At 61.5% G+C, this 20,436-nt stretch carries 22 protein-coding genes; 17 read left to right on the forward strand and 5 right to left on the reverse strand.

Annotated features, from left to right (window positions below):
- Nucleotides 1-28: 28 nt before the first annotated feature.
- Entirely contained in the window at nt 29-274 is a 246-nt protein-coding gene (locus NXT3_RS07860) for a zinc-finger domain-containing protein (protein ID WP_037423054.1), read from the reverse strand.
- 170 nt (nt 275-444) lie between these two features.
- On the opposite strand from NXT3_RS07860, the gene NXT3_RS07865 reads away from it, so the two are divergent.
- From NXT3_RS07865 to NXT3_RS07900, 8 genes are all read left to right on the forward strand, one after another.
- On the forward strand, nt 445-1,230 hold the full coding sequence (locus NXT3_RS07865) for an alpha/beta fold hydrolase (RefSeq protein ID WP_104839056.1): 786 nt from the start codon (nt 445-447) through the stop codon (nt 1,228-1,230).
- A 109-nt stretch (nt 1,231-1,339) separates the two neighbouring features.
- A complete protein-coding gene (gene cysE, locus NXT3_RS07870; protein WP_037423049.1) occupies nt 1,340-2,167 on the forward strand; it encodes a serine O-acetyltransferase in 828 nt (275 codons plus the stop codon).
- 178 nt (nt 2,168-2,345) lie between these two features.
- Nucleotides 2,346-2,549, forward strand: a complete 204-nt coding sequence (locus NXT3_RS07875; protein ID WP_014764223.1) for a DUF3126 family protein — start codon at nt 2,346-2,348, stop codon at nt 2,547-2,549.
- 230 nt (nt 2,550-2,779) lie between these two features.
- A complete protein-coding gene (locus NXT3_RS07880; protein WP_037423046.1) occupies nt 2,780-3,136 on the forward strand; it encodes a phasin family protein in 357 nt (118 codons plus the stop codon).
- Between the two features lie 279 nt (nt 3,137-3,415).
- Nucleotides 3,416-3,769, forward strand: a complete 354-nt coding sequence (gene clpS / locus NXT3_RS07885; RefSeq protein ID WP_037423043.1) for an ATP-dependent Clp protease adapter ClpS — start codon at nt 3,416-3,418, stop codon at nt 3,767-3,769.
- Between the two features lie 9 nt (nt 3,770-3,778).
- Nucleotides 3,779-6,268 (forward strand): ATP-dependent Clp protease ATP-binding subunit ClpA, encoded by a 2,490-nt coding sequence (gene clpA / locus NXT3_RS07890; RefSeq protein WP_095677937.1) that lies wholly within the window; start codon nt 3,779-3,781, stop codon nt 6,266-6,268.
- An 84-nt stretch (nt 6,269-6,352) separates the two neighbouring features.
- Entirely contained in the window at nt 6,353-7,090 is a 738-nt protein-coding gene (locus NXT3_RS07895) for an AzlC family ABC transporter permease (protein WP_104839057.1), read from the forward strand.
- Complete coding sequence (locus NXT3_RS07900) at nt 7,087-7,431, forward strand: AzlD domain-containing protein (protein ID WP_037423028.1); 345 nt, start codon at nt 7,087-7,089, stop codon at nt 7,429-7,431. Before NXT3_RS07895 ends, NXT3_RS07900 begins: the two co-directional genes overlap by 4 nt.
- A 9-nt stretch (nt 7,432-7,440) precedes the next feature.
- Here NXT3_RS07900 and NXT3_RS07905 read toward each other — a convergent pair whose 3' ends face one another.
- Genes NXT3_RS07905 through NXT3_RS07920 form a run of 4 tightly spaced genes read right to left on the reverse strand, consistent with a single transcriptional unit; the run spans nt 7,441 to nt 10,302 of the window.
- On the reverse strand, nt 7,441-7,860 hold the full coding sequence (locus tag NXT3_RS07905; protein WP_104839058.1) for an HIT family protein: 420 nt from the start codon (nt 7,858-7,860) through the stop codon (nt 7,441-7,443).
- 44 nt (nt 7,861-7,904) lie between these two features.
- Nucleotides 7,905-9,092 (reverse strand): GNAT family N-acetyltransferase, encoded by a 1,188-nt coding sequence (locus tag NXT3_RS07910; RefSeq protein ID WP_104839059.1) that lies wholly within the window; start codon nt 9,090-9,092, stop codon nt 7,905-7,907.
- 4 nt (nt 9,093-9,096) lie between these two features.
- Nucleotides 9,097-9,822: a glycerophosphodiester phosphodiesterase gene (locus tag NXT3_RS07915; protein WP_097526831.1), complete on the reverse strand. Its 726-nt coding sequence runs from the start codon at nt 9,820-9,822 to the stop codon at nt 9,097-9,099.
- Nucleotides 9,823-9,834: 12 nt separating this feature from the next.
- The gene (locus NXT3_RS07920) at nt 9,835-10,302 is read right to left on the reverse strand and encodes a RidA family protein (protein WP_037423017.1); all 468 of its coding nucleotides are present in this window, start codon (nt 10,300-10,302) and stop codon (nt 9,835-9,837) included.
- Between the two features lie 137 nt (nt 10,303-10,439).
- On the opposite strand from NXT3_RS07920, the gene NXT3_RS07925 reads away from it, so the two are divergent.
- The 9 genes from NXT3_RS07925 (at nt 10,440) to bamA (ending at nt 20,402) form a co-directional block, all read left to right on the forward strand.
- Nucleotides 10,440-11,261 (forward strand): cell envelope integrity EipB family protein, encoded by an 822-nt coding sequence (locus tag NXT3_RS07925; RefSeq protein WP_104839060.1) that lies wholly within the window; start codon nt 10,440-10,442, stop codon nt 11,259-11,261.
- Between the two features lie 205 nt (nt 11,262-11,466).
- Nucleotides 11,467-12,234 (forward strand): 30S ribosomal protein S2, encoded by a 768-nt coding sequence (rpsB, locus tag NXT3_RS07930; RefSeq protein ID WP_014328193.1) that lies wholly within the window; start codon nt 11,467-11,469, stop codon nt 12,232-12,234.
- A gap of 255 nt (nt 12,235-12,489) precedes the next feature.
- Nucleotides 12,490-13,413 carry a translation elongation factor Ts gene (tsf, locus tag NXT3_RS07935; protein WP_037423011.1) on the forward strand — a complete coding sequence of 308 codons (924 nt, stop codon included), beginning with the start codon at nt 12,490-12,492 and terminating at the stop codon, nt 13,411-13,413.
- Between the two features lie 192 nt (nt 13,414-13,605).
- Nucleotides 13,606-14,328 carry a UMP kinase gene (gene pyrH, locus NXT3_RS07940; protein WP_037423036.1) on the forward strand — a complete coding sequence of 241 codons (723 nt, stop codon included), beginning with the start codon at nt 13,606-13,608 and terminating at the stop codon, nt 14,326-14,328.
- A 53-nt stretch (nt 14,329-14,381) separates the two neighbouring features.
- A complete protein-coding gene (frr, locus tag NXT3_RS07945) occupies nt 14,382-14,942 on the forward strand; it encodes a ribosome recycling factor (protein ID WP_037423008.1) in 561 nt (186 codons plus the stop codon).
- Nucleotides 14,943-14,978: 36 nt separating this feature from the next.
- Complete coding sequence (locus NXT3_RS07950; protein WP_104839061.1) at nt 14,979-15,722, forward strand: isoprenyl transferase; 744 nt, start codon at nt 14,979-14,981, stop codon at nt 15,720-15,722.
- A complete protein-coding gene (locus NXT3_RS07955) occupies nt 15,722-16,555 on the forward strand; it encodes a phosphatidate cytidylyltransferase (protein ID WP_037423003.1) in 834 nt (277 codons plus the stop codon). Before NXT3_RS07950 ends, NXT3_RS07955 begins: the two co-directional genes overlap by 1 nt.
- A gap of 138 nt (nt 16,556-16,693) precedes the next feature.
- Entirely contained in the window at nt 16,694-17,818 is a 1,125-nt protein-coding gene (gene rseP / locus NXT3_RS07960) for an RIP metalloprotease RseP (RefSeq protein ID WP_037423001.1), read from the forward strand.
- Between the two features lie 250 nt (nt 17,819-18,068).
- A complete protein-coding gene (gene bamA, locus NXT3_RS07965) occupies nt 18,069-20,402 on the forward strand; it encodes an outer membrane protein assembly factor BamA (RefSeq protein ID WP_104839062.1) in 2,334 nt (777 codons plus the stop codon).
- Nucleotides 20,403-20,436: the final 34 nt, after the last annotated feature.

Here is a 20,436-nt window from a genome sequence, read left to right on the forward strand (position 1 = left end):
CGATGTCGCGCCGGTGGCTGCGGGCAGGTCAGGCCGCCTTGGTCTCGAAGAGACAGCCCGGCGGAATCGTCTCTGTCGCCTTCAGGCTCGCGTTGTAGCGATAGAGCGTCGAGCAATAGGAGCAGACCTTCTCGTTGTCGTCGCCCATGTCGATGAAGATATGGGGGTGATCGAAGGGAACGGATGCGCCGGTGCACATGAATTCCTTGACGCCGATCTCGATAACCCGGTGCCCGCCGTCATTCTGGAAATGGGGGATGCTGTGGCCGGCCATGTCGTACTCCGCTGAATGCAAGTCTGTATATTTTTGCCGGCACCATAGTGAGCTTTGGCGCAAATGTGTAGCAGCAATCACGACGCGCCTGTGGTTTTTGACGGGCGGGGGTTTTCGCCTCTTCGGTTACCGCCTAGTTTCGGCGAAAACAGATGATGTCTGGGAAAACCATGGATTTGAACCCACCGCCTTTCTCGCGCTTCACCCACGACGGCTTGGAAATTGCCTATTTCGACGAGGGCGACCCGTCGGGGGATCCTGTGCTGCTCATTCACGGGTTCGCCTCGAGCGCCAATGTCAACTGGGTATACCCAGGCTGGCTGAAGACGCTCGGCGACGCTGGCTACCGGGTTGTCGCACTCGACAACCGCGGTCACGGGGCGAGCAGCAAGCCTTATGACGCTTCCGTGTACCACCCGCACCAGATGGCCGGCGACGCGGCCGCGCTTCTGGCCCATCTCGGCATCCCAGAGGCGCATATCATGGGCTATTCGATGGGCGCGCGCATCTCCGCATTCCTGGCGTTGCATCACCCGCATCGCGTCCGCTCGCTGGTGTTCGGCGGCTTGGGAATAGGCATGGTGACCGGAGTGGGAGACTGGGACCCGATCGCCGACGCGCTGCTTGCGCCATCGCTCGAAGATGTGACGCATACACGCGGCCGAATGTTCCGCGCCTTTGCCGACCAGACGAAGAGCGACCGCCAGGCGCTTGCCGCCTGCATATCGACCTCGCGCGATCTGCTTTCCGCCGAGGATGTCGGGCGCATCGACGTGCCCGTTCTGGTCGGGGTCGGCACGAAGGACGACGTGGCGGGCTCCGCCCAGGAGCTTGCCGCCCTGATGCCGCATGCCATGGCCGTGGACATTCCGGGCCGCGACCATATGCTGGCCGTTGGCGACCGCGTCTTCAAGAAGGCGGTCCTGGAGTTTCTCGCCGAGCTCGGCCGCGCCTAGTCAAAGATGACCGCCGATCGAAACGTGCGGGGCCATTTATGTTGGTCGGGAATTGCCCTATATATGTCGCAGCGCAAGCCGGCAGATTGACCCAGGAAGGAGCGCGACCATGGTCGCCAAGAGCGAACTTCGCCATACGGAACCGCTGAAGGCAGTCGACCCCATCTGGGACAGTCTGCGCGAAGAAGCGCGCCTCGCCGCCGAGCGGGATCCGATGCTTGCGGCCTTTCTCTATTCGACTGTGGTCAACCAGCATTCGCTGGAAGAGAGCGTGATCTACCGGATCTGCGAACGGCTTGATCACCCCGACCTGCAGGCAAACCTTCTTCACCAGACCTTTCTGGAGATGCTCGAGGACTGGCCTGAATGGAGCGCGATCCTGCGGGTCGACATCCAGGCGGTCTACGACCGCGATCCGGCCTGCACGCGGTTCCTCGAGCCCGTGCTCTATTTCAAGGGCTTCCATGCCATCCAGACGCACCGGCTGGCCCACTGGCTGTGGGACCGCGGGCGGAAGGATTTTGCGCTCTATCTCCAGAGCCGCTCCTCGAGTGTGTTCCAGACCGATATCAATCCGGCCGCACGCGTCGGGCGCGGCATCTTCCTCGACCACGCGACGGGGCTTGTCGTCGGCGAAACGGCGGTGATTGGCGACAATGTGTCGATCCTGCATGGCGTCACCCTTGGCGGCACCGGCAAGGAGGGCAGCGACCGTCACCCGAAGATCGGCGACGGCGTGCTGATCGGCGCCGGCGCGAAGATCCTCGGCAATATCCATATCGGCCATTGCTCGCGGGTGGCGGCCGGATCGGTCGTGCTGAAGGCGGTTCCGCCGAAGACGACGGTAGCGGGCGTTCCGGCCAGGGTCGTCGGCGAGGCCGGATGCTCCGAACCCTCGCGGCAGATGGACCAGATCCTGGCGAGCTTCGATATCTGACGCGGAGGAAGGGCCGCGTTCATCGCCTTGTTCGCGGAAATGAAAAATCTGAGCGGCAATTCAACGCGTTACGGCTGTCGTTAATCATCTTCATGGGGGCTCGGCGCCGTGATGGGTTTACACCTGGCAACGCCGCATGCGAGAAGCGCGGCAAATCAATCGGCTACGGAGAATAGATTTGAAGCCCGAAGAAATCCGCAAGCTTGAGGCCTATTTCAAGCGCACCTTGAATCCGGCTATGGTCGTCAAGGCCCGTCCCAGGAAGGACGAATCCGCCGAGGTTTATCTTGGCGACGAATTTCTCGGAGTCATATTCCGCGACGACGAAGACGGCGAACTCTCCTATAATTTCTCGATGGCGATCCTCGACGTCGATCTCTGAGCTGGACGTCGCATGGCCGGTCGACGGCCGCGTGTCTCAAAGTGTGCCGGCCTGAGCAATCGGGCCGGTTTTTTCTTATAAGTCTTACTTTTAGATAATTTATCCGCATGTCGCCGGATCTTCATCAAGTCGTTGCAAGAATTGTGTTTTACTGCATCGCACACTGAACTTGACTTTTTGTGCAGTGCACCTAGACTGACGCTTGCCCACCGCCCACAAGGAGAAACTTGATGTTCAACTTCGACGATGCAAACAAGAAGAGCAAGGAAGCACTCGACGTGGCTGTAAAGAGCTACTCTGCGATGACCAAGGGCTTCCAGGCCATTGCAACCGAAGCAGCAGACTACTCGAAGAAGTCCTTCGAAGATGGCATTGCCCATCTTGAAAAGCTGTCGGGCGCCAAGAGCCTCGAGGCTGCCTTCGAACTGCAGACGAACTATCTGAAGTCGAGCTATGAATCTTTCGTCGCCGAAGCATCGAAGATCGGCGAGATGTATGCCGATCTCGCCAAGGACGCCTACAAGCCCTATGAGGCACCGGTCGCCAAGGCAACGGCATCCGTGAAGTCCGCAGCTGCCGCCGCCTGACGATTAGAATATCGCCATTGCCAAAAGGCCGGTCGCGGTTGCCGCGGCCGGCCTTGTCGTTCTTGGGGTATCGGGTTTCCGGGCTTACTTCGGTAGCTTGGCCAGAGATTCAACGTCGACTGTAGCGGCCGAAGAAAATTGATCAATCTTGTGCTTGGCCGTGCGAATATGATTGCAGTGCGTTGGTTCGGTCTTAAAATCCAAGAACGAACCATTAGATAAAGGCAAGCAGGCCGCAGCCACGTTGGTGGATTGCGGCCGTCAAGGGAATGAAACAGAATGATCGCCATGCCGGTCCGGATGCAGCAGGGAAGCGATGGAGACGGAGGCGGCCCCAGTCGTGGCACGTCCGTTATCACACGCACCAAGCCGAAGACCAAGAAGCCGAGTTTGTACCGCGTTCTGCTTTTGAATGACGATTACACGCCGATGGAGTTCGTCGTCCACATTCTGGAGCGTTTTTTTCAGAAGGACAGGGAACAAGCGACGATCATCATGCTTCATGTCCACAACCACGGCGTTGGAGAATGCGGCGTCTTTACCTACGAAGTCGCCGAAACCAAAGTGACGCAGGTGATGGATTTCGCCAGGCAGCATCAGCATCCCTTGCAATGCGTCATGGAAAAGAAATGAGGACCTAACGTGCCAACTTTTTCGCCCAGCCTCGAAAAGGCGCTGCATCAGGCACTGACTTTTGCCAACGAGCGCCATCATGAATATGCGACGCTCGAGCACCTGCTGCTGGCATTGATCGATGATGCCGATGCGGCGGCCGTGATGGGCGCGTGCAATGTAAATCTAGAAACACTTCGCAAGACCGTGACGGACTATGTCGACAACGAATTGTCCAATCTGATCACCGGCTACGATGAAGATTCCAAGCCCACCGCCGGCTTCCAGCGCGTCATCCAGCGGGCCGTCATTCATGTTCAATCCTCCGGCCGCGAAGAGGTGACGGGAGCCAATGTGCTCGTCGCGATCTTTGCCGAGCGCGAGAGCCATGCGGCCTATTTCCTGCAGGAGCAGGAGATGACCCGCTACGATGCGGTGAACTTCATCTCTCATGGCATCGGCAAGCGCCCCGGGAGCTCGGAATCGCGGCCGGTGCGCGGCGCCGAGGATCAGGATTCGGAACAGAAATCATCGCGCGAAAGCGAGGAGACCGGTCCGAAGAAGCAGCAGGATGCGCTGACGGCCTACTGCGTCAACCTGAACGAAAAGGCCAAGTCCGGAAAGATCGATCCGCTGATCGGCCGGCACGCCGAGGTGAACCGAACCATCCAAGTGCTCTGCCGCAGGTCCAAGAACAACCCGCTCTATGTCGGCGATCCCGGCGTCGGCAAGACGGCGATCGCCGAGGGGCTTGCCAAGCGCATCGTCGAGAAGCAGGTGCCGGAGGCGCTTCAGGACGCGACGATCTTTGCGCTCGACATGGGAACGCTGCTCGCCGGCACGCGCTATCGCGGCGATTTCGAAGAGCGCCTGAAGCAGGTCGTCAAGGAGCTCGAGGAATATCACGGCGCGGTCCTGTTCATCGACGAGATCCATACGGTGATCGGCGCGGGCGCGACATCGGGCGGTGCGATGGACGCATCGAACCTTTTGAAGCCGGCGCTCTCTTCCGGCTCGATCCGCTGCATCGGCTCGACCACCTACAAAGAGTACCGCCAGTTCTTCGAAAAGGATCGGGCGCTCGTCCGCCGTTTCCAGAAGATCGATGTCAACGAGCCGACGGTTGCCGACGCGATCGAGATCATGCGGGGGCTGAAGCCCTATTTCGAGGAGTATCACCACCTCAAATATTCGAACGAGGCGATCAGGGCGGCGGTCGAGCTTTCGGCCCGCTACATCAATGACCGCAAGCTGCCCGACAAGGCGATCGACGTGATCGACGAATCGGGTGCGGCCCAAATGCTGCTGCCAGTCAGCAAACGCCGCAAGCTGATCACCGAAAGGGAAATCGAGGCGACAGTGGCCACTATGGCGCGCATCCCGCCGAAGTCGGTTTCGAAGGACGACGAAGCCGTTCTCGCCAATCTTGAGAAGGAACTTCGTTCCGTCGTCTACGGCCAGGATCTGGCGATCGAGGCGCTCGCCTCGTCGATCAAGCTCGCCCGGGCCGGCCTGCGCGAACCGAACAAGCCGATCGGCTGCTATGTGTTCTCCGGTCCGACCGGCGTCGGCAAGACGGAAGTGGCGAAACAGTTGGCGACGTCGCTCGGCGTCGAGCTGCTGCGCTTCGATATGTCGGAATACATGGAGCGGCACACGGTTTCGCGCCTGCTCGGCGCACCTCCCGGCTATGTCGGTTTCGACCAGGGCGGCCTGCTGACCGACGGCGTCGACCAGCATCCGCACTGCGTGCTGCTGCTCGACGAGATCGAAAAGGCGCATCCGGATCTCTTCAACATCCTGCTGCAGGTGATGGATCACGGCTCGCTGACGGACCATAACGGCAAGAAGATCGACTTCCGCAACGTCATCCTGATCATGACGACCAACGCGGGCGCCTCCGACATGGCGCGCCCGGCGATCGGCTTCGGCTCATCGAAGCGCGAGGGCGAGGACATCGAGGCGCTGAACCGCCTGTTCACACCGGAGTTCCGCAACCGCCTGGATGCGGTCATTCCGTTCAACTCTCTGCCGACGCCTGTCATTCACCAGGTCGTGCAGAAATTCGTCATGCAACTCGAGACGCAGTTGGCCGAGCGCAACGTCACCTTCGACCTCGCGCCGGAGGCGATAGCCTGGCTCGCGGACAAGGGCTACGACGAAAAGATGGGCGCGCGGCCGCTGGCACGCGTCATTCAGGAAAACATCAAGAAGCCGCTCGCCGACGAAATCCTCTTCGGCAAGCTCAAGAAGGGCGGCGTCGTCAAGGTGACGATCGGCATGAAGGAAGACGGCACCAAGGGGCTGATCCTCGATGCCGTGCCGGAGACGGCACCGATCAAGCCGAAGGCGGAAGTGTCGCGGCCCGGTAAGAACGCCAAGCCGAAGAAGTCGGAAGAGAAGGAAACCGTCGCCGCCGAGGCAGCTCCGAAGTCGAAGCCGAAGAAGGCCGCCAAAGCCGCTTCGGATGCGGCTCCGCTGAAGGGGAGAACGGTTCCCAAGGTTCCGCGTAAGAAATAGCGCCATCGCCATTTTCGCCTGACGGTGCCGGGTGGTTCACCCGGCACCGTCTTGTTGAGGGGCGATCTCATTCCGCGTGATTCAATGGATGATATCGAAGACGAACGGTCGGCGCTGGCCTGGTTTCTGACCGGGGCTCGGGGGATTTTCAGTCTACCGGCGATCATACTTATGCTCTCCTTCGTCGGCTTCTGCTCCCTGACCGCTCAGGCAGGCATCCCGCCGGAGCAGGTCGTCTTCATGACCGGCATCGTCTGGGCTCTGCCGGCGAAGGTCATTCTCGTCAGCTCGATCATGAGCGGCGCGAGCCTCGCGGCGGCGTTCCTGGCGGTCACACTCTCGTCGGTCCGCCTGATGCCGATGGTTGCGGCGCTAGTCCCCGAACTACGTGGCTCCAGAACGCCGACTTGGCTGCTTCTCATTCTGTCGCACTTTATCGCCATTACCGCGTGGGTCTTTGCGATGGAGCGTGTGCCAAAGGTTCCGCGCGAGCATCGCGTCGCCTTCTTCGCCGGCTTCGGGATGACGCTCGTCGCGGCAAACATGGTGCTGGTTGGCGTCGTCTATCACCTTGTCGCCGAGTTTCCGCCGGTGGTGGCAGGCTGCCTTTTCTTTCTGACGCCGGTCTATTTCCTTGCCTCGATCTGGCATTCGGCCCGCCACCCGGTTATCTACGTGGCGCTTGCGGTGGGTCTCGTTGCAGGTCCGCTGTTCTACTGGATCGCACCGGAGTTCGACGTTCTGTTGGCGGGCGTCGGCGGCGGCACGCTCGCCTGGGGCGCGGAGCGTCTCTGGCGTTCCAGGCGGGAGGCGCGCCCGTGACCTGGACGGACGGATGGTGGGCTTATGCCTTCATAGCGATAGCCGGGTGGCTGGCGACCGACCTGTGGCGCTGGCTGGGCGTGCTTGCAGGCAAGCGACTTCGCGATGATTCGGAGGCTTTGAACTGGGTGAGGGCGGTCGCGACCGCCCTGGTTGCCGCAGTGATCGCCAAGCTTATCCTTTACCCGACTGGAGTGCTGGCGCAGTCGCCGCTTTGGCTGCGGGTCGGCGCCGTCTTGGTCGGCACCGTCGCCTTCTTTGTTGCCAGGCAAAAGCCGGCAGTTGGCATCGCGACCGCGATTCTGACGCTCGCCGGCGGCTTATGGTGGCTGGGTTTCTGACAGGGGGGCCTACAGCGCCCGGCGAATCTTCTCCGCATTCGCCGCCAGCACGTCGCCATCCTCCATCTTACCGGAATGCGGCTTCAGCGGAGTGCCCTCGCGGCGCGGGATAACGTGGAAATGCAGGTGGAAGACGGACTGGCCGGCCGGCGCCTCGTTGAACTGCATGATCGTCACGCCGTCGGCGCCGAAAGCTTCCTTGACGGCGATCGCGACCTTCTGGACCGTGGCGATCAGCGCCGGCAGGGTGGCAACGTCGGCGTCGAGGATGTTGCGCGACGGCGCCTTAGGCAGAACGAGCACGTGCCCCTCCGCCTGCGGCGTGACATCCATGAACGCCACCGTAGCCTCGTCCTCATAGACCCGGTGTGAGGGAATTTCGCCGCGCAATATCTTGGCGAAGATGTTGTTGGTGTCATAGCCGCTCATGTCGTTTCCTCTTGCTGGTTCGCAGCGGCAAGTCCCGCTGCCTATCAATCCTGTTGGCGCTCACCCTTGCGGAAGGGCCCGTGCTCCGCAAGGAATTCGCCAGTCTCCTCCACATCGCGGCGCTCCTGCTCCAGGTAGTCGGCGACGGCTCTTGCCAGGCCCGGATGGGTGATGAAATGGGCTGAATGGGTCGTCACCGGCATGTAGCCGCGCGCCAGCTTGTGCTCGCCTTGCGCGCCCGCTTCGACACGCCGCAATCCCTTTTCAATCGCGAAGTCGATCGCCTGGTGGTAGCAGACCTCGAAATGCAGGAAGGGATGGTCCTCGATGCAGCCCCAATGCCGGCCGTAGAGCGCATCTCCGCCGATGAAATTGATCGCCCCGGCGATATACCGGCCGCCGCGCTTGGCCATGACCAGCAGAATGTCGTCGGCCATCCGCTCGCCGATCAGCGAATAGAAGGCGCGAGTGAGGTATGGCCGGCCCCACTTGCGCCCGCCGGTATCCATATAAAAGGCGAAGAACTGGTCCCATATCGCTTCGGTGAGGTCGCTGCCGGTCAGCCACTCGATGGTGATCCCGTTCTCGACTGCGGCGCGACGCTCCCGTTTCAGCGCCTTGCGTTTTCGCGACGCGAGCGTTGCAAGGAAATCGTTGTGCGAGCCGTAGCCTTCATTGATGAAGTGGAACTGCTGGTCGGTTCGGTGCAGAAATCCGGAGCGCTCGAAGATCGGCATCTCCTCGGGCAGCACGAAGGTGACGTGGGCGGAGGAGACGCCGTGTCGGCGCGAAAGCTCTTTGAGGCCGGCGGCAAGCGCTTCCCGCACCGGTTTTAGATCGCCGCCCGCGGCACTGAGCAGGCGCGGCCCGGTCACCGGCGTGAACGGTATGGAACATTGCAGCTTCGGATAATAGCGGCCGCCGGCGCGCTCGAAGGCGTTCGCCCATCCATGATCGAAGACGTATTCTCCCTGGCTGTGGTTCTTCAGGTAGCAGACGAGCGCGCCGCGCAACGAGCCGTCCGCATCCTCGAGCAGCAGGTGCTGACCGAGCCAGCCCGTCTCCGTCGTCGCCGAACCGGACTCCTCGAGCGCCGAGAGATAGGCATGCGATAGGAAGGGGTTATAGGGCATGCCGGGAGAGGTCTTCGAAGCGCCGGTAAGCCTGTCCCAGCTCGCCGGTGGTATCGAAGTGAACGAATGCTCTATGCGGATGTTGATCGCGTCTGACATGCGCCTAGGAAATCATGGTCTCCCTTGGATCGAAACCCTCGAACGTCATCTGATCGGCATGGGCGAAGCTGTGCTCCTGCGCCCGGCCATCGCGCACCGTCCAGGTGATGACGGTGCGGCCCATGGCGCGCTCCTTGGTTATGAAGGGATTCGGCAGGTCCCCGTAGAAATAGGAAATGAAGTCCAGCCCGAGCTGCATGGCTTCCTCGTGCACGAAGAATTTCTCGGGATTGGCGCCATCGGCGGTGAGACCGAGCGGATAGGGGGCGTCTAGCGCCTTCAGGTCCTTGAGCAGCCAATGGTCGAAGCTCATCAGAGCGACTGGCCCTGCGTAGTCCTCGAGCGTGTCGAGCACGGCCGCCGCGAACCCCTCGTCGTCGTCCTTGCGGCCCTTGAGTTCAAGCACGAGAGGAACCCGCCCGTCGACGAGACGAAGCATCTGCTTGAGCGTCGGAATCCTGTCCTTCGTGCCGCCGATCGACAATAGGCCGAGTTCGCCGGCGGTCTTCGCCCGAACGTCTCCCCTGATGCCGCAGAGGCGCTGCAGATCGTGGTCGTGGAAGACGACCGGAACGCTATCGGCGGTAAACTGCAGATCGCATTCGATCGCAAAGCCCGCCTCCGCAGCGCGGGAAAAGGCCGAAAGCGTGTTTTCCCAGACCTCTCGATTCATGTCGTGATAGCCGCGGTGGGCGATCGGCTGGGCTTTAAGCCAGGAAATATCCTTCATGAAGCGACCCGGTCAGGCGATTTCGAGGATGGCGTCGATTTCGACGGCCGCGTTGAAGGGCAGGGACGCCATGCCGACGGCGGCGCGCGCATGCTTGCCGGCTTCGCCGAGCACGTTGGCAAGGAGGTTCGACGCGCCATTAATGACGAGATGTTGTTCGGTGAATTCGGGAACCGAGGCGACGAAGCCATTGATCTTCACGAGGCGGCGGATGCGTCCGAGGTCGCCGCCGAGCGCCGCTTTGGCCTGGGCCAGAATGTTGATCGCGCAGAGTTCGGCGGCACGCTGCGCCGCGGCGACGTCGACATCCTTGCCGACATGGCCGGTGATCGCGACCTTTCCGCTTTCCATCGGCAGTTGGCCGGAGATGTAGAGCGTCGAGCCGGTGATGACGTAAGGCACGTAGTTGGCGACCGGCGCAACCGCCTCCGGAATGACGATACCAAGTTCGTTGAGACGCGTTTCAATCTCTGCGGACATGGAGGGCTCCCTTGTTGTCTTTTGTGTTAAAATCCTGCATGCGAAGCAGGGATCGCGACAGGCACGGACCGGATCTGCCTCGCTTCTGCCGAATGTTTGTTTATCCCATTGCCGGCGAGTCCAACAGGAGGAAACGGATGTTTCGTAAAGGCTTTGGTCTTCTCGCTCTGGGGAGCGTCTGCCTCGCCGCCGTGACCGTCGCTGGCGGTACCTATGCGGCCGCATTGACGCCGCACCGCGCCGTCTACGATCTCGAACTGAAGAATGCCTCCGATCGCTCCGGCATCACCGGCATGTATGGACGCATGGTCTATGAGTTCAATGGGTCGGCTTGCGAGGGATATACAGTGAGCTTCCGCTTCGTCACCCAGGTCGATACCGGCGAGGAAGTTCGCCTGACCGACCAGCAGACCACCACCTACGAGGACTTGAAGAACAGGAGCTTTCGCTTTCTCACCCGCTCCTTCACCGACGAGAAGCTGGACAAGGAAGTGCGCGGCAACGCTCACGACGACAAGTCCGGCGTCAAGGTGGAACTGACGGCGCCTGACAAACGCGAGGTAGCGCTCGCCCAAAGCCGCTTCCCGACCGAGCATATGCTGGAGGTGATCGAGCGGGCCAAGCGCGGCGAGGGCCTTTTCGAATCCCGCATCTTCGACGGGTCCGATTCGGGTGACAAGACGCTGATCACCTCGACCTTCGTCGGCAAGCCGCGCAAGCCCGCCCCCGACGATGCGGACGCCGGCAAGGCGGGCAAGCTCGCCGGTGAAAGCTATTGGCCGGTGACGATCTCCTATTTCAACGACGAGGCGAGCGGCGACGCTTTGCCAATCTACCGCATGTCCTTCAAGCTCTACGAGAATGGCGTCACCCGCGACCTGACGATGGACTATGGTGACTTCGTGCTCAGCGGCAAGCTTGCCGATCTCGAAGTCTTCAACGCGGAAGAGTGCAAGTAGCGGCCATCGCCGGAGCTGTGCAGAGCAGTCGCGGCAAAAAACTGACTTGCTGACTTGATTTATCGGGCAGTTGCAGCTAAGGGGCTGCCCATTCCACACGTGAGGCATGGGATTTTCCGGGAGAAATCCGGATTGTTCCGCCGGTGGGCGCATCTAGATGCGTTCGACGCCTTGCGGAGGTTCAACCGGAAAAGGAGAAAAAGGCATGGCATTGCCTGACTTTACCATGCGCCAGCTTCTCGAAGCAGGCGTGCACTTCGGCCACCAGACGCACCGCTGGAACCCGAAGATGAAGCCGTACATCTTCGGCGATCGTAACAACGTTCACATCATCGACCTCGCCCAGACCGTTCCGATGCTGTCGCGCGCCCTGCAGGTCGTCAGCGACACCGTTGCCAATGGCGGACGCGTGCTCTTCGTCGGCACCAAGCGCCAGGCCTCCGAGATCATCGCCGACGCTGCCAAGCGCTCCGCCCAGTATTACGTCAATGCTCGCTGGCTCGGCGGCATGATGACCAACTGGAAGACGATCTCGAACTCGATCCAGCGCCTGCGCAAGCTCGACGAAATCCTCGCTTCCGAAGCTTCCGGCTTCACCAAGAAGGAGCGTCTGAACCTCGAGCGTGAGCGCGAGAAGCTGAACCGGGCGCTTGGCGGTATCCGCGACATGGGCGGCACGCCGGACCTGATGTTCATCATCGACACCAACAAGGAATCGATTGCGATCGAAGAAGCCAAGCGCCTTGGTATTCCGGTCGTCGCCGTCATCGACTCCAACTGCGATCCGGACCAGATCGACTACCCGATCCCGGGCAACGATGACGCATCGCGCGCGGTCGCTCTCTATTGCGATCTCATCGCCCGTGCTGCCATCGACGGCATTGCCCGTCAGCAGGGCGCTGCCGGCCGTGACCTCGGCGCAGCCGAAGAGGCACCGGTCGAGCCGGCTCTCGACGAATCGTCCGAAGCCTGATCTGGCCCACGGCAGCCGATACGTGGCTGCCGTACCCATGAAATATCGGGACGAGGCCGTTTGTGATGAAAATCTGAACGGCCTTGTTCTTTTTCAGCGAGGAATGGTGCGGTCGGGCAGACGTTTTTGCCCGCGCAAGCATCGCGACGGCAGCGTCATAACGATGTCACACTGAAAGGCCATTCCCTGCCAAACCCACTGGCACGGCGCCACCCGCGATTGGCGCGCCAGCGAAACAGACAAAGAGGCAAGAAGATGACTGTTACTGCCGCAATGGTGAAGGATCTGCGCGAAAAGACCGGCGCAGGCATGATGGATTGCAAGAAGGCGCTGGCCGAGACCAACGGCGACATGGAAGCCGCCATCGACTGGCTGCGCGCCAAGGGCATTGCCAAGGCCGACAAGAAGTCCGGCCGCACGGCTGCCGAAGGCCTCATCGGCATCGCCAGTGCCGGCAACACGGCCGTTGTCGTCGAAATCAACTCCGAGACCGACTTCGTGGCCCGCAACGACGCTTTCCAGGACCTCGTCCGCGGCGTCGCCAATGTCGCGCTGGGTACCGAAGGCACTGTTGAGGCTGTCGCCAGGGCGGCCTATCCGGCAACCGGCAAGTCCGTCGAGGATACGATCAAGGACGCCATCGCGACGATCGGCGAAAACATGACGCTGCGCCGTGCCGCCCTCCTCAAGGTTGAGGACGGCGTAGTTGCGACCTACATCCACAACGCCGCCGGCGACGGCATCGGCAAGCTCGGCGTGCTGGTTGCTCTGAAGTCGACCGGCGACAAGGAAGCGCTGAATGCGATCGGCCGTCAGGTTGCGATGCACGTCGCCGCGACCAACCCGCTTGCCGTTCGCCCGAGCGAGATCGACCCGGCCGTCGCCGAGCGTGAGCGCAACGTCTTCATCGAACAGTCGCGCGCTTCCGGCAAGCCGGACAACATCATCGAGAAGATGGTCGACGGCCGCATGCGCAAGTTCTTCGAGGAAGTTGCGCTCCTGTCGCAGGCTTTTGTCATGAACCCCGACCAGACGGTCGAGGCGGCGATCAAGGAAGCCGAGAAGACCGTCGGTGCGCCGATCGAAGTTGCCGGTATCGCACGTCTGCTGCTCGGCGAAGGCGTTCAGAAGGAAGAGTCCGATTTCGCGGCGGAAGTCGCAGCAGCCGCAAAGGGTTGATTTCTTCTTTCCAATTGGGAAAAGCTGGGGGCATCGCGTGACAACGCGGTGCCCTTCGTGTATCCGGCATGCGTTATTGCGGCGGACCCGCCGGGGCTGTGCCAGGGGCGGTCGATACCACGCAAGACGAATTGTCCTCATGCCGCTGTGTGCGCCTGTCGCCCATGCGTGCCGATCTGCTCAGGAGTGATGATGTCGGCCAAGCCAATCTACAAGCGCGTTCTTCTCAAAGCCTCCGGTGAAGCCTTGATGGGAAGCCAGGGTTTCGGCATCGACGTCGCCGTCGCCGACCGTATCGCCTCGGACATTGCCGAGGCGCGGGCCATGGGTGTCGAAGTCGGTGTCGTCGTCGGTGGCGGCAACATCTTCCGCGGCGTCGCCGTCGCCTCGAAGGGCGGCGACCGGGTGACAGGCGACCACATGGGCATGTTGGCGACCGTCATCAATGCGCTTGCGCTGGCGACGTCGCTGCGCAAGCTCGATATCGATACGGTGGTGCTGTCGGCGATCGCCATGCCGGAGATCTGCGAGAGCTTCTCGCAGCGCGCCACGCTCTATCACCTTTCGCTCGGCCGCGTCGTGATCTTCGCCGGTGGCACGGGCAATCCCTTCTTCACGACGGATTCCGCAGCGGCGCTCCGCGCCGCCGAGATGGGCGCCGAGGCGATCTTCAAGGGCACTCAGGTCGACGGCATCTATTCCGCCGATCCGAAGAAGGACCCGTCCGCGACGCGCTTCGACCGCCTGACCCACAGCGAAGTTCTCGAGAAGGGGCTCGCCGTCATGGACGTTGCTGCCGTGGCACTGGCGCGGGAAAATGCCATTCCAATCGTCGTGTTCTCGATCCATGAGAAGGGCGGCTTCGCGGACATATTGACCGGTGGCGGTCGTGCCACCATCGTGTCTGATAATTGATAATCTGCAGAGGCCGGGACGGCCGCCGAGATGAAGAAATGGGAGTCTGAACCATGAGTGAAGGTGTGGATCTGAAGGAATTGAAGCGCCGCATGGACGGAGCGATCGCCGCTTTCAAGCACGACATCGCATCGCTGCGGACCGGTCGTGCATCCGCGAACGTTCTCGATCCGGTGACCGTCGAAGCCTACGGTTCGCGCATGCCCCTGAACCAAGTCGCCAACATCACCGTCCCGGAGGCGCGGATGCTCTCGGTTTCCGTTTGGGACAAGTCGATGGTCGGCGCCGTGGATCGGGCGATCCGGGAGTCCAATCTTGGTCTCAACCCGATCATCGATGGGCAGAATCTGCGCATTCCGTTGCCGGAGCTGAACGAGGAACGCCGCAAGTCCCTCGTCAAGGTCGCCCACGACTATGCCGAGAAGAGCAAAGTGGCCGTGCGCCACGTCCGCCGAGACGGCATGGACGGCCTGAAAAAAGCCGAAAAGGATGGTGACATCGGCCAGGACGAGAGCCGTGCTCAGTCCGAGCGGGTGCAAAAGATGACCGACGAAGTGATTTCCGAAATCGACCGCTTGCTCGCGGAGAAGGAAAAGGAAATCATGCAGGTCTGACCGCGGAAAAATCGAGTCTCTAGTTTCGGACGGCCCATGCAAGATTTCGTTCCCACAAACGTGCCGGCTCACGTCGCCATCATAATGGACGGCAACGGTCGTTGGGCGAACGCGCGTGGACTGCCCCGCACCATGGGACACCGCAAGGGCGTCGAGGCGGTGCGCGGTGCCGTCAAGACTGCCGCCGAGCTCGGCATCCGCTATCTGACGCTGTTCGCATTCTCTTCCGAGAACTGGAGCAGGCCGGAAGACGAGGTCAGCGATCTCATGGGCCTGCTCAAGGCCTTCATCCGCCGGGATCTCGCGGACCTTCACCGCGAAAACGTCCGTATCCGCGTCATCGGCGATCGGGGCAACTTGGGCGGCGACATCCTGCCGCTCCTGCTCGAGGCCGAGGAGACGACGATCGCCAACACCGGGATCACGCTTGTGATCGCGTTCAACTACGGCGCCCGCGACGAATTGGCGAGAGCGATGCGGCGTCTTGGAGAAGAGGTGGCGGCCGGCCGCCTTCACCCGGACGAGATTACCGTCGACCGCATAGCGGCGGCGCTCGACACCGCCGGCATTCCGGACCCTGATCTCATCCTGCGGACGAGCGGCGAGGAGCGTCTTTCAAACTTTCTGCTCTGGCAGGGGGCCTATTCCGAATTGCTGTTCGTTCCCGAACTCTGGCCGGACTTCACGCGCGAGACATTCGTCGCCGCCATCGAGAAATATGCCTCCCGCGAACGCCGGTTCGGCGGGCTGCCGCAACCGACTTTGGCGGTCGGGTCCTGATGCAGAGAGAGCTCAAACTCCGCATCGCATCGGGCATTGTGCTTGCTGCGATAACCCTCGGTGCCACCTGGGCCGGAGGCTTTGCCTTCCAGCTTCTGTCTATCGCAATCGGCCTGCTCGTCTATTACGAATGGTCGACGATCACCAAGCTTGCCGAGCGGGATTTCCAGGGCAATGCCCTCGGCTGGCTGTCGCAGGCCGTCATCGCCGCCTTGGTACTGATGGACTATATGCCCTACAGCCTGCCGGTGCTTGCCGGCAGCATCGTCCTTTCCACTCTCTGGGTGCTGATCAAGAGGACGAGCTGGTGGCTGCCGGCCGGCGTCGCCTATGCCGGATTGACAAGCATATCGCTGGCGGCGATCCGTGGCGCGGACTATCTGGGCCTCATTGCGATGCTCTTCGTGTTTGCCGTGGTCTGGGGAACGGACATCTTCGCCTATTTCGTCGGGCGGGCGGTCGGAGGTCCGAAGCTGGCTCCAGCGATCTCGCCCGGCAAGACCTGGTCGGGCGCGGTCGGCGGCGCGATCTGCGGCGTTCTTGCCGGGGTCGCCGTCTTCATGGCCCATTTCTCGCTCGACGACGCGCGCATGCCGGTCGCGGCGCTGTTGCTCTCCATTGCAAGCCAGATCGGGGACCTGTTCGAATCCTTCGTGAAGCGGCGCTTCGGCGTGAAAGATTCGAGCCATCTGATCCCTGGTCACGGCGGCGTTATGGACCGCGTCGACGGGTTGATCTTCGCCAGTGTCGCGGCGCTGCTTCTGGTCCTTGTTCAACTCCTGCTCGGCGGCGGAAGGAACGAGAACTTCGCCTCCGTCCTGTTGGGCCTCTAGCCCGGAAATCACCTCACACTTCCGTCATCGCATCCGGCGCTGCTGCATACTTCCTTAAATCCCGGTAGAAATAAGGGTAAGATCGCGCGGCATCCAAAGTCTGACGGCGGCGACAACGCGGATGCGATAGGAATCGATATGAGCCTTCTGCTAGACAATCTTCAATACACCATTCCCACCTTCCTGTTCCTCCTGACCTTGCTGGTCTTCGTCCATGAGATGGGGCACTACCTCGTGGGCCGCTGGTCCGGAATTCGCATCGTTGCCTTCTCCGTCGGCTTCGGCCCGGAGCTCTTCGGCTGGACGGATCGGCACGGAACGAGGTGGAAATTCTGCGCGATCCCGCTTGGCGGCTATGTGAAATTCTTCGGCGACGAGGATGCGGCAAGCACGCCCGACTACCGGCGGCTGGAAACGATCAGGCCGGAAGAGCGCGCCCGCACCTTTCTCGGCGCCAAGCTGTGGAAACGGGCTGCAACCGTCGCGGCCGGCCCGATCGCCAACTTCCTCTTGGCGATCGCCATCTTTGCCGTTCTCTTCTCGATCTATGGCCGCGCCGTGGCCGATCCGGTGGTGGCCTTCGTCGCACCCGGCAGTGCGGCCGAAAAGGCCGGGGTCCTGCCGGGCGACAAGTTGATTTCGATCGACGGCAAGCCTATCGCCACCTTCGACGACGTGCGCCGTTACGTCAGTGTTCGTCCGGAACTCCCGATCAAGGTCCGCATAGAGCGCGCAGGCGCCACCGTCGACCTCGACATGGTGCCGCAACGCACCGAATCCGTCGATCCGCTCGGCAACAAGGTCGAGGAGGGAAAGATCGGCATCGGCACGAATCAGGAGGCCGGCAACTTCCGTGTCGAGACCTACGGCCCGCTCGAAGCGGTCGGGCAGGGCGCCTTGCAGAGCTGGCGGATCGTCACCGGTACGTTCGACTATCTGTCGAATCTCTTTGTCGGCCGCATGAATGCCGATCAGGTGGGTGGGCCGATCCGCATCGCGCAGATGTCCGGCCAGATGGCAAAGCTCGGCATCGCCGAAGTGCTCAATTTTGCCGCCGTCCTCTCGGTCTCGATAGGATTGCTTAACCTCATGCCGGTTCCGGTGCTTGATGGCGGCCATCTCATGTTCTATGCGGTCGAGGCGTTGCGCGGCAAGCCGGTCGGCCCGGCGGCCCAGGAACTCGCATTCCGGATCGGTTTCGCCATGGTGCTGATGCTCACGGTCTTTGCCGCCTGGAACGACATCAACTGGCTGTTCGGTTAGCACTGACGGGCGCCGACGAGGGGATCTGAACTTTTGGGAAAGCTGTGACGAGCGAGTTTCACAAGCTTGCTTTGCAACGATTTGTTTACGATAACGCAACGCCGTAGTGGCTGTTAAGCCACGGTTCGAATTGAAGTAAACAGAAATTAACGAGCTGGCTTGCTTGTATGGGAAAAGCGGGTAAAACGGCAACCGTGACCGGAGTCGGTACGAAATTGCCGCGGGACGTTGGAAAAAGGTAAGAATTGCAATGAAAGCTGGTTCAAGGTTTTTGAACGCGGTGTCGGCGTTTGCGCTGTCGGCAAGCATGGTTGCGACAGGAACCGGTGCGGCACTGGTTGCGAGCGCGTCGGTCGCCCAGGCCGCGGTCATCAATCGTGTTGAAGTCCGTGGCGCCACGCGCGTCAGCCCGGAAACCGTTCGCGCGAACATCACGATCGTCCCCGGCAAGAGCTTCAGCAATGCGGATATCGACGCTTCGGTGAAGCGGCTCTACGCAACCGGCTATTTCTCCGACGTCAGCATCAGCATCTCCGGCGGCACGCTCGTCGTGAATGTCAGCGAGAATCAGCTCGTCAACCAGGTCGTCTTCAACGGCAACCGCAAGATCAAGGACGACAAGCTGCAGGGCGTGGTTCGCACGCAGCCGCTCGGTCCCTACAGCGAGGCGACCGTCGAGACTGATATCCAGGCCATCAAGGATGCCTATGCCGCCATCGGCCGCAGCGACGTGACGGTGACGACGCAGGTCGTGCCGATCGCCGAAGGCCGCGTCAACCTTGCCTTCGTCATCAACGAGGGCGAGCGCACCAAGATCACGCAGATCAATTTCGTCGGCAACGAGGCCTACAGCGACGGCCGCCTGCAGTCGGTGATTGCCACCAAGGAATCCGGGATCTTCTCGTTCCTGACTCGCAAGGACGTCTACAACCCCGACAAGCTGCGTGCCGACGAAGAGCTGCTGCGGCAATTCTACTACAATCGCGGTTATGCCGACTTCAACATCATCTCGTCCGAAGCAACGCTCAACGAGGCGACCAACGAATATACGGTGACGATCACTGTCGAAGAAGGTCCGCGCTACGACTTCGGTGCCATCAACGTCGAGTCGACGGTTGAGGGCATCAATGCGGAGGAGCTGAAAGGCCTCCTGCAGAGCCATGAAGGCTCCGTCTACAAGGCCAAGGACATCCAGGACACGATGAGCGCGATCTCCAAGCGTGTCGCCTCGGCGGGCTATCCGTTCGCCCGCGTGACGCCGCGCGGCAATCGCGATCTCGCCAATCACACGATTGCCGTCGACTATCTCGTCGACCAGGGCGAGCGCGCCTATGTCGAGCGCATCGAGATCCGCGGCAATACGCGTACGCGCGACTACGTCATCCGCCGCGAATTCGATGTCGGCGAAGGCGACGCCTTCAACCAGGAAATGATCGCCCGCGCCAAGCGCCGGCTCGAGGCCCTCGGCTACTTCTCGTCGGTCAACATCACCACCCAGCCGGGCAGTGCGGCTGACCGCGTCATCGTCGTCGTCGACGTGCAGGACCAGTCGACCGGTTCGTTCGGCATCGGCGCCGGCTATGCCGCCGGCAGCGGCGGCGGCTTCCTCGTCGAAGCCTCGATCGAAGAGAAGAACTTCCTCGGACGCGGTCAATATATCCGTCTGGCCGCCGGCAAGGGCGAAGACAGCCAGACCTACAATGTCTCGTTCACCGAGCCTTACTTCCTCGGCTATCGCCTGGCCGCAGGTTTTGACCTCTTCAAGAACGAGCACGACTACGACGACGACAACTACAGCTACAACGATCAGGGCTTCAGCCTGCGCGTCACCGCGCCGATCACCGAGAACCTGTCGACGACGCTGCGTTACAACTACACGGAGCTCGAATATTTCGGCGATCAGGACGAGCTGTCGTCGCCCTATGACCGCGTGGTCGAGGACAGCCCGTGGACACGTTCGTCGGTATCGCAGTCGGTCACCTACAACACGCTGGACGATGCGCAGTTGCCGCACGAGGGTATCCTCGCGTCGGTGACGCAGGAGTTCGCCGGCCTCGGCGGCACGTCCGACTTCTACAAGCTCACGGGTAAGGCCAAGTGGTACTACACGGTGAACGACGAGGCGGACATCATCGCTTCACTCGCCGGCAGCGCCGGGCACCTCTTCAAGACCTCCGGCTCGATGGAAGTCTTCGACCAGTTCCAGCTGGGCAGCAACGACATCCGCGGCTTCGAACGCAATGGCATCGGTCCGCGCGTCAACAATGGCGACGCGCTCGGCGGCACCACCTATTTCACCGCCTCGGCCGAAGCCTCGTTCCCGCTGCCGGGCATTCCGCGTGACAGCGGCTTCCGTGGCGCCTTCTTCGTCGATGCCGGTACGCTCTATGGCAACGATGTGGAACTGACGGGTGCGGGCGAGTTCGCCCGCGGTACGGACGCCTCGCTGCGCGCTTCCGTCGGCGTCAGCCTGATCTGGGCTTCGCCGTTCGGACCGCTGCGTGTCGACTACGCAGTGCCGGTTGCAAAGGAAGACTTCGACGAGATCCAGAACTTCAAGTTTGGTATCAACTCGTCGTTCTGATAAGTGCAGTCCAGAACTGCCACGAAAACGTTCT

It is taken from the genome of Sinorhizobium fredii (assembly GCF_002944405.1).
Taxonomy (GTDB): domain Bacteria; phylum Pseudomonadota; class Alphaproteobacteria; order Rhizobiales; family Rhizobiaceae; genus Sinorhizobium; species Sinorhizobium fredii_C.